Annotated in this window: 16 protein-coding genes; 4 read left to right on the forward strand and 12 right to left on the reverse strand. The window is 39.4% G+C overall.

What is annotated here, in order from left to right; genetic code table 11:
* Positions 1-60 precede the first annotated feature (60 nt).
* The gene (locus tag ABFX33_RS11735) at positions 61-1,365 is read left to right on the forward strand and encodes a M20/M25/M40 family metallo-hydrolase (RefSeq protein ID WP_346086215.1); all 1,305 of its coding nucleotides are present in this window, start codon (positions 61-63) and stop codon (positions 1,363-1,365) included.
* Here the strand turns inward: ABFX33_RS11735 and ABFX33_RS11740 are convergent.
* The 8 genes from ABFX33_RS11740 to surE form a co-directional block, all read right to left on the reverse strand.
* Positions 1,362-1,862: a GNAT family N-acetyltransferase gene (locus tag ABFX33_RS11740; protein ID WP_257095972.1), complete on the reverse strand. Its 501-nt coding sequence runs from the start codon at positions 1,860-1,862 to the stop codon at positions 1,362-1,364. The two genes, ABFX33_RS11735 and ABFX33_RS11740, sit on opposite strands and share 4 nt — an antisense overlap.
* Positions 1,859-2,431 (reverse strand): thiamine diphosphokinase, encoded by a 573-nt coding sequence (locus tag ABFX33_RS11745; RefSeq protein ID WP_257095974.1) that lies wholly within the window; start codon positions 2,429-2,431, stop codon positions 1,859-1,861. Before ABFX33_RS11745 ends, ABFX33_RS11740 begins: the two co-directional genes overlap by 4 nt.
* A 9-nt stretch (positions 2,432-2,440) precedes the next feature.
* Positions 2,441-3,631, reverse strand: a complete 1,191-nt coding sequence (locus ABFX33_RS11750) for a M20 metallopeptidase family protein (RefSeq protein WP_346086216.1) — start codon at positions 3,629-3,631, stop codon at positions 2,441-2,443.
* 13 nt (positions 3,632-3,644) lie between these two features.
* Positions 3,645-4,103, reverse strand: coding sequence for an SPOR domain-containing protein (locus ABFX33_RS11755; protein ID WP_120261266.1), 459 nt, complete (start codon positions 4,101-4,103; stop codon positions 3,645-3,647).
* Positions 4,104-4,123: 20 nt separating this feature from the next.
* Entirely contained in the window at positions 4,124-7,411 is a 3,288-nt protein-coding gene (secA, locus tag ABFX33_RS11760) for a preprotein translocase subunit SecA (RefSeq protein WP_346086217.1), read from the reverse strand.
* A gap of 325 nt (positions 7,412-7,736) precedes the next feature.
* Entirely contained in the window at positions 7,737-8,606 is an 870-nt protein-coding gene (locus ABFX33_RS11765) for a menaquinone biosynthesis family protein (protein ID WP_346086218.1), read from the reverse strand.
* 81 nt (positions 8,607-8,687) lie between these two features.
* Complete coding sequence (locus ABFX33_RS11770; RefSeq protein WP_346086219.1) at positions 8,688-8,948, reverse strand: hypothetical protein; 261 nt, start codon at positions 8,946-8,948, stop codon at positions 8,688-8,690.
* Positions 8,938-9,747, reverse strand: a complete 810-nt coding sequence (surE, locus tag ABFX33_RS11775; protein ID WP_120261270.1) for a 5'/3'-nucleotidase SurE — start codon at positions 9,745-9,747, stop codon at positions 8,938-8,940. The genes ABFX33_RS11770 and surE overlap by 11 nt, the downstream gene beginning before the upstream one ends.
* A gap of 155 nt (positions 9,748-9,902) precedes the next feature.
* On the opposite strand from surE, the gene kduI reads away from it, so the two are divergent.
* From kduI to ABFX33_RS11790, 3 genes are read left to right on the forward strand one after another with little or no spacing between them, the layout of a single operon-like run.
* On the forward strand, positions 9,903-10,748 hold the full coding sequence (kduI, locus tag ABFX33_RS11780) for a 5-dehydro-4-deoxy-D-glucuronate isomerase (protein WP_346086220.1): 846 nt from the start codon (positions 9,903-9,905) through the stop codon (positions 10,746-10,748).
* 35 nt (positions 10,749-10,783) lie between these two features.
* On the forward strand, positions 10,784-11,911 hold the full coding sequence (locus ABFX33_RS11785; RefSeq protein WP_346086221.1) for a DUF4861 family protein: 1,128 nt from the start codon (positions 10,784-10,786) through the stop codon (positions 11,909-11,911).
* A gap of 5 nt (positions 11,912-11,916) precedes the next feature.
* A complete protein-coding gene (locus tag ABFX33_RS11790; protein ID WP_346086283.1) occupies positions 11,917-12,681 on the forward strand; it encodes an SDR family NAD(P)-dependent oxidoreductase in 765 nt (254 codons plus the stop codon).
* Between the two features lie 27 nt (positions 12,682-12,708).
* Here ABFX33_RS11790 and ABFX33_RS11795 read toward each other — a convergent pair whose 3' ends face one another.
* The 4 genes from ABFX33_RS11795 to nadD all read right to left on the reverse strand — a co-directional run bounded on the left by ABFX33_RS11795 (position 12,709) and on the right by nadD (position 15,884).
* Positions 12,709-13,551, reverse strand: coding sequence for an SUMF1/EgtB/PvdO family nonheme iron enzyme (locus tag ABFX33_RS11795; protein ID WP_346086222.1), 843 nt, complete (start codon positions 13,549-13,551; stop codon positions 12,709-12,711).
* On the reverse strand, positions 13,548-14,336 hold the full coding sequence (locus tag ABFX33_RS11800; protein WP_346086223.1) for a hypothetical protein: 789 nt from the start codon (positions 14,334-14,336) through the stop codon (positions 13,548-13,550). The genes ABFX33_RS11795 and ABFX33_RS11800 overlap by 4 nt, the downstream gene beginning before the upstream one ends.
* Positions 14,317-15,072: a hypothetical protein gene (locus ABFX33_RS11805; RefSeq protein WP_346086224.1), complete on the reverse strand. Its 756-nt coding sequence runs from the start codon at positions 15,070-15,072 to the stop codon at positions 14,317-14,319. The genes ABFX33_RS11800 and ABFX33_RS11805 overlap by 20 nt, the downstream gene beginning before the upstream one ends.
* A gap of 236 nt (positions 15,073-15,308) precedes the next feature.
* Positions 15,309-15,884, reverse strand: coding sequence for a nicotinate (nicotinamide) nucleotide adenylyltransferase (gene nadD, locus ABFX33_RS11810; RefSeq protein WP_223584059.1), 576 nt, complete (start codon positions 15,882-15,884; stop codon positions 15,309-15,311).
* Positions 15,885-15,892: the final 8 nt, after the last annotated feature.

Below are 15,892 nucleotides of genomic sequence, written 5' to 3' on the forward strand. Positions count from 1 at the left end.
ACAAATTTCCGCTAAAATTACGGGCGAAATCATTATCTTCATCCGAACATTACTAACTTTATGAAATCAGCACCTAAAATATTTTTAGCCTTATCGTTAATTGCGCTATCTTCCATGACATTTGGACAGCAAGTAATTTCCGACCAGCAACGTGAGGACGTGAGCCGTATCTTAAATACCTTGGCTTCGGATGATATGCGTGGACGATCGGCTTTGACAAAAGACATCGAGCATGCAGCAGATTTTATCGCCGGAGAAATGAAAAAAATAGGCCTCAAACCTTATGCGGAAGAATCTTTCCGACAGTCATTCCAACTGGACAAACTCTCGCCAAAAAGCAATTCTGCAGCTATAAATAAAAAGACAATTCCTGCCGAACATATCATATCGCTTGGAAACCATGTGGATCTCAAATGGGATGATAAGAGTCCCATTAAAATCGTTAATATTACATCGGATGCGGATTTCGCCCAAGCCTTTCGGGAACAGTCCTTATCCAAGGAAAATACGCTTGTATTGGTAGATCCATCCTTTGAAGCCTCTTTTGTTCGTTTTGGCCAAATGCTCAGCAATCCCAAGTTTATTGAAGATTCGAGTATACAAAAACCCTCAATAGTTTATCTGCTGACAAAAGAAAAACCAAAAACATTCCACATTCATATTGAACGAAATCTTCAAAACTTTCCGCTTTTTAATGTTGCGGGAGTTATCCCCGGAAAAAGTAAACCAAATGAATATGTAATTTTCTCCGGCCATTATGACCATATTGGCATATTACCTGCTGTCGGACAGGACTCGATTGCCAATGGAGCAGATGACGATGCTTCGGGAGTAACAGCGATGTTGACGCTTGCAGACTACTATAAAAAGAAAAACAATAATGAAAGGACGCTTATTTTTGTGGCATTTACAGCAGAAGAGCTCGGCATGTATGGTTCAAAATATTTTTCTAATCACATCAATGCAGACCAGGTTGTAGCAATGATCAACATGGAAATGATCGGAAAAGATTCAAAATTTGGTCCCAATACGGTCTATATAACAGGATATGATCAATCCGATTTAGGCAAATTAATGCAAGAAAACCTAAAGAACACAACGTTCAAATTTTATTCAGACCCTTATATAAAGCAAAATTTATTCTATCGAAGTGATAATGCTGTGTTAGCCGCAAAAGGTGTTCCTGCACATTCATTCTCAACTTCCCAAATGGATAAAGATGAATATTACCACACGGTAAAGGATGAAGTAGCTACATTAAACGTCCAAAATATTATCTCCAGTATCGAAGCGATTGCGATTGGAGCTTCAGGTATTGTAGAAGGCAAGCAAACTCCCTCGCGTGTGGAAAAATTAAAGGACTAGGAAGACGCTGTACGATCTATTGCCAGCTGCATGACATAGTCATTGAGCACATAGTTATAATAGGGAATATCAACAATTTCAATAACCTGAAAACCCTGCTTTAAATAGAAATGGTAAGCAGGGTTATTTCTATTTACATTGAGTTCCAAAATATCCTTGCCTTTGACTTTCGCTTTTTCGATAGCGAAGTCAATCAATGCTTTCCCAAAACCTTTTCCCTGTACATTGGGCATCAAATAGAGCTTTTCAATACGAAGTTTATCTGCAAGAGTTTTCAATGCAACAAAACCTTGGCCAATACCGTCTTCCTTCAGAATATAAAAGAACTGTCCACCGACCATTCCTTCCGCTAAACCCTCAATGGTATAGCTTTTCTCCAGCATGAAATCAATCTGGTCTTTTGAAAGTATTTCTCCATACGCGTCAGGCCATATAATATGCGCCATATTAGAAATGCTGCGGATATCTGTCTGTTCGGCTAATTCTATTGTTATCATGAGATTGTCTCTCCTATTAAAATATATTTTGATTTCGAAAATCTGAGGGTAAATAAGCCATCCGCTACTGTTTCATAAAGATCATCACCAATTTTTCGAAGCCCTTCTGTCGTGATTTCTTCACTTTGGGAATCTATTTTTAGCTGTTCACCCTCTGTTTTCCATTTTGTAAAACCTGTAGTGACAAAATAGTAGCGTACCCCCTTAGCTAACAAGACTACATTGATCAGATCCAAATAGTGTTGATAGTGTGCAAGACTTATTTGATCCGTAATAATATTGACCGCCTTATACTGATGTTTAATGAGATAGCCAATGGCTGATTGCAAAAAATTATCGATATATGGAATTACTTTTAAATTCTCCTGTGCTTGATTCGCTTGGGTCTGCGCAAAAACAATATCAAACTTGTATCCTCTAGCGTCCAATGGATCAACCATATTGTTTTCGATAACAATTGTTGGACTCCATTCAAGCAATTGCCCCAAATCTTCTTCGTCTATGAGAAAAAGGTCTTCAATCAGCAGAGCAGGTTCCTGGTTCTCACGAACAATATGATGCGATGACATACTAAAGATCTAATAGCCTAATCTGCGCAACGTGATATACGCCATTAGCCCTGTGCTGATCTCCAACGAGGACTCGTCAACATCGAAGGTTGGTGTATGAACTGCAGAAGTTATTCCTTTCGCTTTATTCCCTGTGCCCAGTCGGTAGAAACAAGCATTGATTTCTTGTGAGTAGTAGGAAAAATCTTCGGCAGCAGGCCAAAGATCTAAATCCACGACGTTCTCTTTTCCAAGATATTCCTCCGCAAAAGTACGCGCACTCTTCGTCAGTTCTGGCTCATTGATCAAAAATGGATAGCCTTTGCGAACCTCAAAATCACAGGTAGCATCCATACTTTCAGCGATTCCGACAGCCATTTTTACCATCTTCTCATGTGCTTCAGCACGCCATTGCTCATCGAATGTGCGGAATGTACCTTCGAGATAAACTTGGTCAGGAATAATATTTGTTGCACCGTTAGCGATGATTTTGCCAAAAGACAAAACCGTCGGTGTACGCGGATCTGCAAAGCGGCTTGCGATCTGCTGTAAAGCCGTAATAATATGTGCTGTGATCACAATCGGATCAATATTCTGATGTGGATGTGCACCGTGCCCTCCTCTTCCTTTAACCGTCATAAATAACTCGTCACAGGAAGCCATATATTTACCTTCACGAAATCCGACTTTGCCGACTTCAATAAACGGCATTACATGTTGACCTATTATTGCAGAAGGTGCCGGATTTTGTAGTGCCCCCTCTTTGATCATAATGGATGCTCCGCCGGGCAAACGTTCTTCGCCTGGTTGGAAGATTAATTTCACTGTACCACCAAATTCGGCTTTCAAGCTATGTAATATCTTCGCGGTTCCTAAAAGCGAGGAGGTATGTACATCATGGCCACAAGCGTGCATGACGCCTGGGTTATTGGATCCATAAGGTCGTCCTTCGACTTCCTGAATAGGTAATGCATCCATATCCCCTCGCAATGCGATTACTTCATCTGAAGGAAGTTCACCTTTAATTAGAGCTACAATACCTGTATCTGCTTTTACTTCGTAAGGGATGCCTAATTGATCCAGCTGCGCCTTTACAAATGCCGAAGTATTATACTCTTCAAAGGAAAGTTCAGGGTTTTGATGAAGATGTCTACGGTTAGCGACTGTATCTTCAAAATATTGATGGGCTAAGGCCAGGACTTTTTCTTTCGTACTTGCCATGAGGTTGTTTGATTTATTGATAGACAAAAACGCTTTCTGAAAATACGAAAACGTTACTAAAATATTGACGCAGCTCACGCATAAACGCATTCGCCTCAGAGCGACTTCTAAAGTCGCCCACCTTCACCCGATAATTGGGTTCATCATAGGTGATATAGGTATCAACATCTTTATACATTCCCCGAAAACGAGTTTGCTCCGAAAAAGCTTGATTTCGGCTAGATCCAGCAAAGATCTGTACACGAAAGCCTCTCACCTTGACTCTTGTTGCAGCAGAACGTACAACGGGTTTAGAAGGAACTGTTGTGATTTTGCTTTCGACAGGATTGATTCCCATGGCAGCCCTAAAATTTTGAAGCTGTGTAATCAAAGAATCTTTGGTTACAATAACTCCACCCTTTTCTTGCGCCTTTACATTAACAATCGTAAATAGCACAAGTGCATGTATGAAAATCAATCCTCTCTTCAGCATAGTTTAACTTTTCTTATCGATTAGTTATTTGCGCCGTGGCAATTTTTATATTTTTTTCCTGAACCACAAGGACATTCGTCATTGCGTCCTACTGTATTCTCATTACGAACAGGTTCTTTCGGTCCATCATTCACATCTTCTTCACTGACTCCTGTTGGTGAAACCAATTCTGCTTTTGTTTCAATCGTCTTTACAGGAGCTTGATTTACTTGTCTAGCCTGTAATGAAGTTGTTTCCTGTCCAGGGATCTCACCTTTGAAAATAAAGCTCACGACATCCTTGTTCATAGAAGCCAACATAGATTTGAACAAGTTAAAGGCCTCCATTTTATAGATAATAATTGGATCCTTTTGTTCATAAACAGCATTTTGAACAGATTGTTTTAGATCATCCATTTCACGTAAATGCTCTTTCCATGCCTCGTCGATCAATGCCAAGACAATTCCTTTTTCAAACGATTTGAAAACCTCTTTACCATTGGTCTCAATTGCTTTTTTCAGATTCGCTGAAACTTGGATACCGCGGATACCGTCTGTAAATGGAATAACGACATTTTCAACAATCTGACCACGTTCTGCATACACATTATTCAATACTGGAACAGTCAATGCACCAATAGCGTCAATTTTATGATGGTAAGCGTTAATTGCCTGTTCGAAAAGACGATCTGTCAATCCTTCAATCTTACCTTGTGCAAACTCTTCTGCAGTAATTTCTGGAGTAATCGCAAAAATACGGATTACTTCGATTTGGAAGTCTTCAAAATTACCTTGCTCTTTGGCTTCAGCAACAATCTCTTCAGCAACGTCAAAGATCATATTATTCAAATCCACGTCTAAACGCTCGCCAAACAAAGCGTTTTTACGTTTTGCATAGATTACTGTACGTTGGGAGTTCATGACGTCATCGTATTCCAATAGACGTTTACGAATACCAAAGTTATTCTCCTCAACCTTACGTTGTGCGCGCTCGATAGATTTGGTCAACATGCTATGTTGCATCACCTCGCCCTCTTCAACACCCATTTTTACCATGATATTGGAGATTCTTTCAGAAGCAAATAGACGCATTAGGTTATCTTCCAGGGATACAAAGAATTGTGATGATCCCGGATCCCCTTGACGACCTGCACGACCACGTAACTGACGGTCAACACGGCGCGACTCATGACGCTCAGTACCAATAATCGCAAGACCCCCAGCGTTTTTAACGATCTCGGTCAATTTAATATCGGTACCACGACCAGCCATATTCGTAGCAATGGTTACTTGGCCGGGTTGACCAGCCTCTGCAACGATATCGGCCTCTTTCTGGTGCAACTTCGCATTCAAGACGTTGTGTTTGATCTTCCGCAATTGAAGCATACGACTCAATAATTCGGAAATTTCTACCGATGTTGTACCAACCAATACAGGACGACCTTGCTCTGTCAAACGTTGGATTTCTTCCGCCACCGCATTGTATTTTTCACGTGCAGTACGATAAATAAAATCCTGTTGGTCATGACGTTGGATACCACGATTCGTAGGGATTTCAACAACATCCAATTTGTAGATTTCCCAAAGCTCTCCCGCTTCTGTCGAAGCTGTACCAGTCATCCCCGAAAGTTTGTGGTACATACGGAAGTAGTTTTGCAATGTAATCGTCGCATAAGTCTGTGTCGCATCTTCGACTTTTACATTTTCTTTCGCTTCGATCGCTTGGTGTAAACCGTCTGAGTAACGACGACCATCCATAATACGGCCTGTTTGCTCATCGACAATTTTCACTTTACCCTCATCAACGATATATTCTACATCATTCTCGAATAAGGTATATGCTTTCAATAATTGATTGATCGAGTGGATACGATCAGCCTTAATAGAGTAATCGCGTAACATGTCTTCTTTCTGAGCGGCTTTTTCTTCCAAAGTCAATGAAGACTTTTCAATTTCCGCGATCTCAGTACCTACATCAGGTAAAATAAAGAATGAAGGATCCTCTCCTGTAGCTGTGATCAATTCAATACCTTTTTCAGTCAGTTCAACCTGATTGTTCTTCTCATCGATGACAAAATAAAGCTCCGCATCAACTTTAGGCATATTTTTATTTTGCTCTTGCATATAGTAGTTTTCTACTTTTTGCAAGATAGAACGATTAGCTCCTTCACTCAAGAATTTGATTAAGGCTTTATTTTTAGGTAGACCTCTGTAAGCTCTTAATAAAGCTAGGCCACCACCTTCTACATCAGAATCACCTGCAGCCAACGCTTTTTTAGCATCATTTAATACAGTATTGATATAAGCTTTTTGGACATGTACCAAACGCTCAATACGTGGTTTCAATTGATAGAACTCGTGTTGATCACCACGAGGGATCGGGCCTGAGATAATCAACGGTGTACGGGCATCGTCAATTAAAACTGAGTCAACCTCATCGACCATGGCAAAATGTAATTTACCTTGCACCAATGCATCAGGTGTCTGAACCATGTTATCACGTAAATAGTCGAAACCAAATTCGTTGTTCGTACCATATACGATATCCGATTGGTAAGCTTTACGGCGTTGTGGTGAGTTTGGTTGATGTTTATCAATACAATCTACGGATAAACCGTGGAATTCAAATAATGGAGCGTTCCACTCAGAGTCACGACGAGCAAGATAATCATTCACGGTCACGATATGCACCCCTTGTCCAGAAAGCGCGTTCAGATAGGTTGGCAAAGTTCCGACCAATGTCTTACCTTCACCTGTAGCCATCTCAGCAATCTTACCGCTATGTAATACAATACCACCGATCAACTGCACATCATAATGTACCATGTTCCAGGTTACCTCTGTACCTGCAGCCATCCATTTGTTTTTCCAAATGGCTTTATCACCATTGATAATAACGTTTGGCTTGTAGACAGCCAATTCTCTGTCAAAATCGTTGGCAGTAACTTCCAGTTCTTCGTTTTCTGTCAAACGTCTTGAAGTTTCCTTCACCACAGCAAATGCTTCTGGTAAAATATCCTTCAATACCTCTTCCAACTTCTTATCACGATCTTTCGACAATTTGTCTACTTGTTCGTAAATAGAAGTCTTTTTAGCCATATCGTCCTCATCTTGATCCGCCTCTTTTTTAAGCGTATCTATTTCTTGGTCAATATCTGCAAGGTAATTTTTAATTCTTTCTTTGAAGTCAGCGGTCTTGGCACGTAACTCGTCATTGGTTAGATTTGAAAGTTTATCATATTCAGCTTTGATTTGCTCTACAACTGGCTGAATCCCCTTGATATCTCTTTCGGATTTACTTCCAAATAATTTACTTAAAAACTTTAACATAATTTTTTTTCTATCTCAACTAAAGATTTTGTACAATAATGACTCCAAAGTAAAATTGCAGACAATTTGACACTAATCGGGCAAATTTAGTTATTAGATATGATATCTAACAGCTTACCACTATTTTTTTTGCGTTATTTTTTTCTATCGGATTAGCTTCTTATTCTGCACGGTTCAATTTATCCTATTATCGGGTATCTCATATGCCCGGTATCCGAGTTATTTGCTCTCTAAACCCAAAATAGCCGCATTTGAAACCAAACTGGTAGACTCCGTTCCTGCACAAGCGGCCTACTCATACGGCTACTAAATATCAGTGATGATGTTATGAAAGAAAGAGTTTTTTATCCGAATGTGGGATAAAACCCATTTCCTGAGCCTTTTCAAACATTTTGGTAATTGCATTACGTCCTTCGACACCCAATTCAACGGAATATTTATTGACATACAGTTCAATATGCTTATACATCACCTCCTCACTCATCTCCTGCGCATGACTACGGATAAACTCCAATCCGGACTTTGGATTTGCAAAAGCAAATTCAACACTTTCTTTTAAAATTGCATTAAGCGTGTCTTTCACGTCTTTCGGCAACGAACGTTTTACCACAATACCACCAAGCGGAATCGGAAATTTTGTCGTACTTTCCCAATATTCCCCCAAATCGACTACTTTATACAGTCCTTTTTCTGCATAAGTAAACCGATTTTCATGAATAATAAGCCCCAAATCAATAGAACCATCCAATAACGCTCCTTCAATATCAGAAAAAACCAGTTCTATTTTATTGGTTAATTCCGGAAATGCCAGCCCCAACAGGAAATTTGCTGTCGTAAACTTCCCCGGATATCCCACCTTTAACTTATCGAATTCACCCAAACCGTCACCACTTTTTAACTTCGCTTGGAGCATTTCGGCCAAAGTCGCATCTTTTGTGATCAGCATAGGCCCTACACCAAAGCCCAAGGCGCTACCTGCATCCAATAATTCATAGTCTTCAACGGCATAAGCAAAAGCATGATAACTCAGTTTGGTGATGTCCAGATCTCCTTGAAATGCCTTCAAATTTAATGTCTCAACGTCCTGATATTCCACATCAAAATCCAGCCCTTTTGTATCAATTTTATGGTGAATCAAAGCATCAAAAATAAATGTATCGTTTGGACAAGGAGAAAACCCCAATGTTAATTTCATCTTATTCCTCTTAAAAAAATAAACAATAAAAAACTCGTAAATAACCTTCGCTGTATAGCTCGGATATCTTTACATTTTGTTTTATACCGTCACTTTATGTGTAATTAAATATAATATCATGGCCAAAAATGTCATGATGATAATTCCTTTCCCTACCTGATCATTACCTGAACGGTATGCAAACCTTAAGAAAATCAAATTGATCAATACGGCAATGGCATACGTTGCCATTGGCTTCTCGGGCAGAAAATGAAGTTCGATATCGGTAAAACGCACCAACAAAAATGCCAGTAACGGGAAAGCAATTCCTATGCCCGAGCCTACCCAAAGATTATTTCTCACCTTTGCTGTGTTTCGTCGTACCTTCCAAATGATCAAAACTCCATGAATTCAGTTCTGGGATAGCATGATGTGCAGTCATGTCGAATTGTGTAGGAACAACTGAAACATAGCCATTTGCTAACGCAAAACTATCCGTATCTTCTCCACGGTCTTGTAAGACAAACTTTCCTGTCGTCCAATAATAATCACGGTTATGTGGATCGATACGTTCATCAAATTCTTCTACCCAATGTCCTCCAGCCTGTCTGCAGATTTTAATCCCTTTAAATCCTTGTGTTTGTGGAAAGTTGACATTTAGCAGTGTATTTTTGGGTAAGCCATTGGCCAAAACTTGTTCCGTTATGGAAATCACATAAGGCCTACAGTAGCTAAAGTCTGCATCATGGGAAAAATTATCCAACGAAAAGCCAACAGAAGGTATTCCCTCGATAGCTCCTTCAACCGCAGCAGACATTGTCCCAGAGTATAACACGTTAATTGAATTGTTGAGCCCATGGTTAATACCGGACACACAGATATCCGGCTTCTGTCCCTTGAAGACTTTATTAACAGCAAGCTTGACACAGTCAACCGGTGTTCCAGAACATTGGTACATCTCAACTCCCTCATAGAGATTGATCTTATCCAATCGTAGTGGTCTACCAAGCGTAATCGCATGCCCCATACCTGATTGTGCCGAATCTGGTGCCACAACAACCACATTGCCAATTTTTTGCATTTCTTCTAACAACACCTTAATTCCCGGTGCTGTGATACCATCGTCATTAACAACTAAAATATTCGGTTTCTTCTTTACCATATACGAAGTTAGGAAATCTGAAAAATAAAAACCGCAAGAAAATTTGTCTTAATAGATCCTTTACATAAGTACGACATCGATTGCGTAAGATTGTATCGTTTTTGAGAAATATTAGCCCTAAATTTAGCTTTCAAATAAAGAAAAATCATTCCGTTATGAGCATTAATTTTGAATCCCGCTATGCAATCGGGCCGAAAGAATACAAAACATTAGATACACAAGGATTAAGAGATAATTTTCTCATTGAAAAAGTTTTTGAAACTGATAAAGTTAATTTTGTCTACACCCACTATGACCGTTACATGGCTGGTGGTGCAATGCCCGTAAATTCTAAAATTAAATTAGAAACAATCCCTGAATTATTAAAAGAACCTTACTTTCTCTCTAGAAGAGAATTGGGTATTATCAATGTCGGTGGCAACGGGCAGGTAGAAGTAGATGGAACATTCTATGAACTTAAAACCAAAGAAGCGCTCTATATCGGACAAGGCGCAAAAGATATCTATTTTTCAAGCCAAGACAGTGCGAATCCGGCAAAGTTTTATTTAAACTCAACACCAGCGCACCAGAGTTATCCTACCAAAAAGGTCACTAAGGAAGATGCTAATAAAATAGAATTAGGATCTCTGGAAACAGCCAACCGCCGTACCATCAATCAGATGCTGCTGAATAAAGTTGTACAGACCTGTCAGCTACAAATGGGAATGACAGAGCTAAAGCCAGGATCCGTGTGGAATACGATGCCATCGCATACGCATGACCGTCGTATGGAGGTTTATTTTTACTTTGAGCTACCAGAAGGTCAGGCTGTATCTCATTTCATGGGACCGATAGACGAAACACGTCATATCTGGATGCATAATGATCAGGCTGTCATTTCTCCACCTTGGTCAATTCACTCAGGAGCTGGAACATCCAACTATACATTTATCTGGGGTATGGCGGGCGAAAATCTCGACTACGATGATATGGATAAGTGCGCTATCACTGAGCTTAAGTAGTATTCAGATATCTTTTTTCTTTAATCCATTATCAAATGAAAAGAACATTCATATTAAGTTTAACGCTGGGGCTTTCAAGCATCGCCTTTGCCCAAAACAATAAGACGATTACGGTTAAAAATCCTTCAGCTGTATCTAGAACAGAGCTGATCAGTATTCCCTATGCAACGTTCGAAAAACATTTCGAATTGAAGAAAAATGTCTTTACGATTGTTGATAGCAAGGATAAAGCGGAACTGGCTTACCAATTGGAAAAGCTAGGACAGCCAACCCCTCAAAATGTACTGATACAAGTATCTATTGCGCCTAAAAGTGCTTTGACTTTTGGTGTAACTGGAAATAATCCAAAAACCGTTGCTACCAAAACATTTGCGCGTTATGTTCCCGAACGTAAAGATGACTTTGCCTGGGAAAATGACATTGCTGCATTCAGAGCCTATGGAAAAGCATTGGAAGGGAGCTCTGAAGATGCACAGGGATTTGATTTTTGGTCTAAGAGAACGAATGACCTTATTATTGACGAATGGTATAAAACAGGGGATTATCATGCCGATCATGGTAAAGGTTTAGATTACTATTCTGTGGGTCAAACGCTAGGAGTAGGCGACGCAACTCCATTTATTGATCAGCAGGTCGTCTATCACAAACATTATCGTCAATACGAAGTCTTAGATAATGGTCCTTTACGCACTACGTTTAAGCTTATCTATGAGCCAGAAAATGTAAAGGGTCAAAATATACAAGTTGAAAAAACAGTCTCTCTGGACGCTGGAAGCCAACTGAACAAAATACGTTATGCAATCAAAAATACGACTTCAAGCAGCACCCCTGTAGTCGTTGGTGTTGCCAAACGAAAAGAGGATAAACCTCAACTCTTAAACGATACCAAAAAGGGTATTTTGGCTTATTGGGAGCCCGCTGAGGGGGATAAAATCACTGGGACTGCCGTGATCTTACCTAATAAAGTAAAATATGTATTTAAGGATAGTCCAAAACAGTTTTTATTGGCAACTACCGTCAAAAACAACAGTCCTTTGACCTATTTTGCTGGAGCTGCATTCAATAAAGCAGGAAAAATAACCAGTTTTGATCAATGGCAATCCTATGTCAAAGAATTTAGAAATAACTTAAATCAACCATTAACGATAAAATACTCAAAATAATGTCCATACTGCAATCTTTTGATTTGACCGGGAAGGTCGCTTTGGTAACTGGCTGTAAAAGAGGGATAGGTAAAGCTATAGCCGAAGCATTAGCGGAAGCTGGGGCAGATATCATTGGTGTTTCGGCATCGCTGGAGACAACAGGGTCGGCAGTAGAAAAATCCATCCAAGCATTAGGAAGGAATTTTTATGCTTACCAATGTGATTTTTCAAAAAGAACCGAACTCTATCAGTTTATTGAAAAAGTAAAATCGGAGCATCCAACCATAGACATCCTTTTCAACAATGCCGGAAATATTCTGCGTAAACCAGCAGCTGAACATCCCGATGAGTACTGGGATGAAATTATCGAAATCAATCAAAATGCGCAGTTCATCCTGACAAGGGAAATTGGAAAAGATATGATTTCACGTGGAACTGGAAAAATTGTATTCACGGCATCGTTATTGACTTTTCAAGGTGGTATCAACGTTCCTGGATATGCTGCCTCCAAAGGCGCAATAGGGTCATTGGTAAAAGCTTTTGCAAATGAATGGGCCTCCAAGGGAGTGAATGTAAATGGTTTTGCTCCAGGTTATATTGCAACGGACAATACGGAAGCATTGAGAGACGATCCTGAACGTTCTAAATCTATCCTGGACCGTATACCTGCCGGACGCTGGGGTACGCCGGAAGACTTTAAAGGACCAGCGGTATTCCTTGCTTCAAAAGCAGCAGATTACGTACATGGCACCATCCTTACTGTCGATGGTGGCTGGATGGGAAGATAAAAAATCAACCTTTTAAGATTTTTTGTTTTAAAAGCCTTTATCCTTCGGGGTAAAGGCTTTTTTTACGATCCTAAATCCAAGATTACTGAATGAGGCATTCGGGCTAACAGAACCAATATAGACTGTATTGAATGCCGAACAGCTATTTCTACTGCACCACCATGACCCTCCTCTTGCATGAGCCACATAACGCTCCCCATCTCTATTTAGCTTGCCCGAACAAAATTCAAATACATTACCAAATACATCATAAAGTCCCCATGGATTCGGTTTGAATGCCCCTACAGGGGAAGTATACATATAACCATCCGAATAGTCTGCTTTAAGGTGATCCCTGCTATGCCATATATTAGCATATTGACCTATATTTTCTTTATTCATCCCCTCAAAATAACGTCCATCACTACCGGCCCGCGCAGCTACTTCCCACTCCTCAAAACTGGGTAACCTGCAATCAGCCCAAGCGCAATAAGCCAATACGTCTTTAAAAGATATACAAGTGACAGGATGATCCATTTTGTCTACTATACCACCACGGCTTACCCCATTAGGGAAACGCCAATAAGCAGTGCTGTCTTGTAGCCACCTGAATTCTGCAAGCCCTGGCTCAAATACCATCGCATTATGATATCGTTCTGCCAAAGTATGATAGCCCGTCGCCTGTACAAATTTTTCAAATTCGGCATTGGTCAGTTCGTATTGAGCAATCCAAAAAGGATCTATATGTACTGTTCTTTTCGGATTATCCAGACTCATTGTATCCCCCAGTTGGTAATCTCCTCCGGGAATCAAAACATACCCCTTCTCCTGCCCTATTAATGATATATAGCTCAAGAGAAACAAAATCAATATGGGTAGTGCTTGTCTCACTTATTTTGACGTTTTTTATATAATGCTTGAGCTGATTCAACAATATACTCTTCGTTGGCACTTGAAAAATTCACCCAACTATCCGAATGCGTATTTTCTCCGTATAACTTGTTGTATATTTTAGACTGTTCAAATGTTCCAAAATTTGACGTTTTCAATAGCTGAAGCAAAGTAGTCAATATATCTTTATCGTTTGGATTCTTTTGATAGAAACTGAGCAAAAAGGGAATACTTTCCCAAGCGTCAATTTCTATTAATGCAGTTTTAAAATTCAATCCGAGTGCATTGTTTCGGTTCGCTTGATCTATGATCAGATCTATTACTCTTTTTTTATTTTTCTTCATAAAATGAAGCTGTCGTTCACTCCAAAAGACACCATTATAAACAAAAAGCAATTGCGCAAATATTTTACTTTGGGGGTTAAATACAAACATTCGCTCCGCACAAGCCTGACTATAAATTTCGGGATAGATCATTGTATAAGTAAACTTCTCTTCAAAGCTCAGCTTATCAAAGTCAGCTCTCGAAATTCCTGCGTTATAGTCTACCAATGCTCCGTCCGGAAGCTTTTTTGATTGTTGCTCCACTAAGCCTTGAACCTTTTTGAGACCAAAAGGGGGTATACTCGCTTTTTCCCGCATCGCATAATAAGCTGAATCTTTTGACCGAGGTTCATTCCAGGCAACATCTTTATATTCCTGATATTCTTGGCCAAAACTCGGAGTACTGATAAAGCCTAGCAAGATCAGGCAGCAAGCCCATATTTTATTTACCTTTTTTTTCATTGTAATACCCCATTGCTCTACGATATATTAGTGCTTCATTCTCCTTATTATAGTCCAAATAGGCATAATAATTACTTGTCTCGCCATATAACTTTTTGAAGGATGTAGACTTCATAAATTCGCTATACTCGCCACGTTTCATCAGTAACAACAGCAAAGTTAATGCATCCTTATCTTTAGGGGTTTTCTTTGCATATTCAATAATAAATGGAATCATTTGCCAGCCATTGATCTGTTCAATCGTCTCCTTATAATTCACCCCCATTCGTTTGCTTCTCAAGACAGACTCTTGAATCAGTTTCATAACCGAATCCCTGTTTTCCTGCAAAAAATCGGTCTGTCTTTCCGACCACCAAGCTTCATTAAAACCACCAAGCAACTTACCAAATATTTTCTTGTCAATAGCTTTCTGATTTTCTGGTATATCGCAATTCTGGGCATATACCTCCGCATGAATCATGGTATACGTAAATTTTTCGCGTAAACTTAAATTCTTAAAATCCGTTGCAGAAAGAGCAAGCACACTAGTTTCTCCCCCATCTTTATCCCCTACAGGAGATAATTTAGCAATCAAAGCTTTCACCTTTGCCAAACCATAAGGTGGTATTGTCATCTTTGTCCTGAATTCAATAGCCGCGGGATCCATGATATAATTACTTCCCTCCTCGTTTTCTGTCTGTGCAAAAGCCCAAGTCCAACTACCGAGGCAAATAAATAATAAAATTAAACTTCTCATAAAGTATACATAATGCTATTTAAAAGTAAAGAAATTATTCCTACCAAAAACAATTCCATTTGTTAAACCTAATACCATAAATTTCATTTACTTCTGATCTATAAAGGTATCACTTTCGATAGACCTACATTTTCCAAAGCTATGCGCTGCACAATTAGCTTTCTAACGACATAGAAAACAAAAATCCCCAGACTTCCTAAGAGATCCAGGGATTCACATTGTATATTTTGCAGTCCTTATGAATAAAGGCCCTTTTTATCTATAAAATCAATAACTTTTTGCGGCGTAAAAAACTGAATATTCTTATTCTCTTTGATCGCTTTTCGCAGAAAAGTAGAAGAGAGTTCCATTAATGGTGTATCTGTCATGGTTATGGAAGGATGATCCTTTAGTTTTCCCCCATCATAACCCGGACGAGGGTATACATAAATATGATAATCGCGTAAAATAATCTCTGCATTCTTCCATTTTTCCAATGACTCTAAGATATCCTCCCCCATCAGAAGCACAAATTCTCTATTTGGATATTTTTCTTTTAGATATGTTAAGGTATCTATTGTATAAGACGGTACTGGTAAATGAAATTCAATATCACTCACACGCAAATGTTCACAATCTTCCACTGCCAGATTTAACATCTCTAAACGATCGTAGGGGTCCGCTAAGGTAGATTTTTTCTTAAATGGATTCTGTGGAGATACCACAAACCAAACTTCATCCAGTCCAGTAAAATTGGCCATGTAATTTGCTATAATCAAATGCCCAACATGCACCGGATTAAAGGAACCAAAAAACAAACCAATTTTTTTCATTTCGCCCT

It is taken from the genome of Sphingobacterium ginsenosidimutans (assembly GCF_039536865.1).
Classification (GTDB): Bacteria; Bacteroidota; Bacteroidia; order Sphingobacteriales; family Sphingobacteriaceae; genus Sphingobacterium; species Sphingobacterium detergens.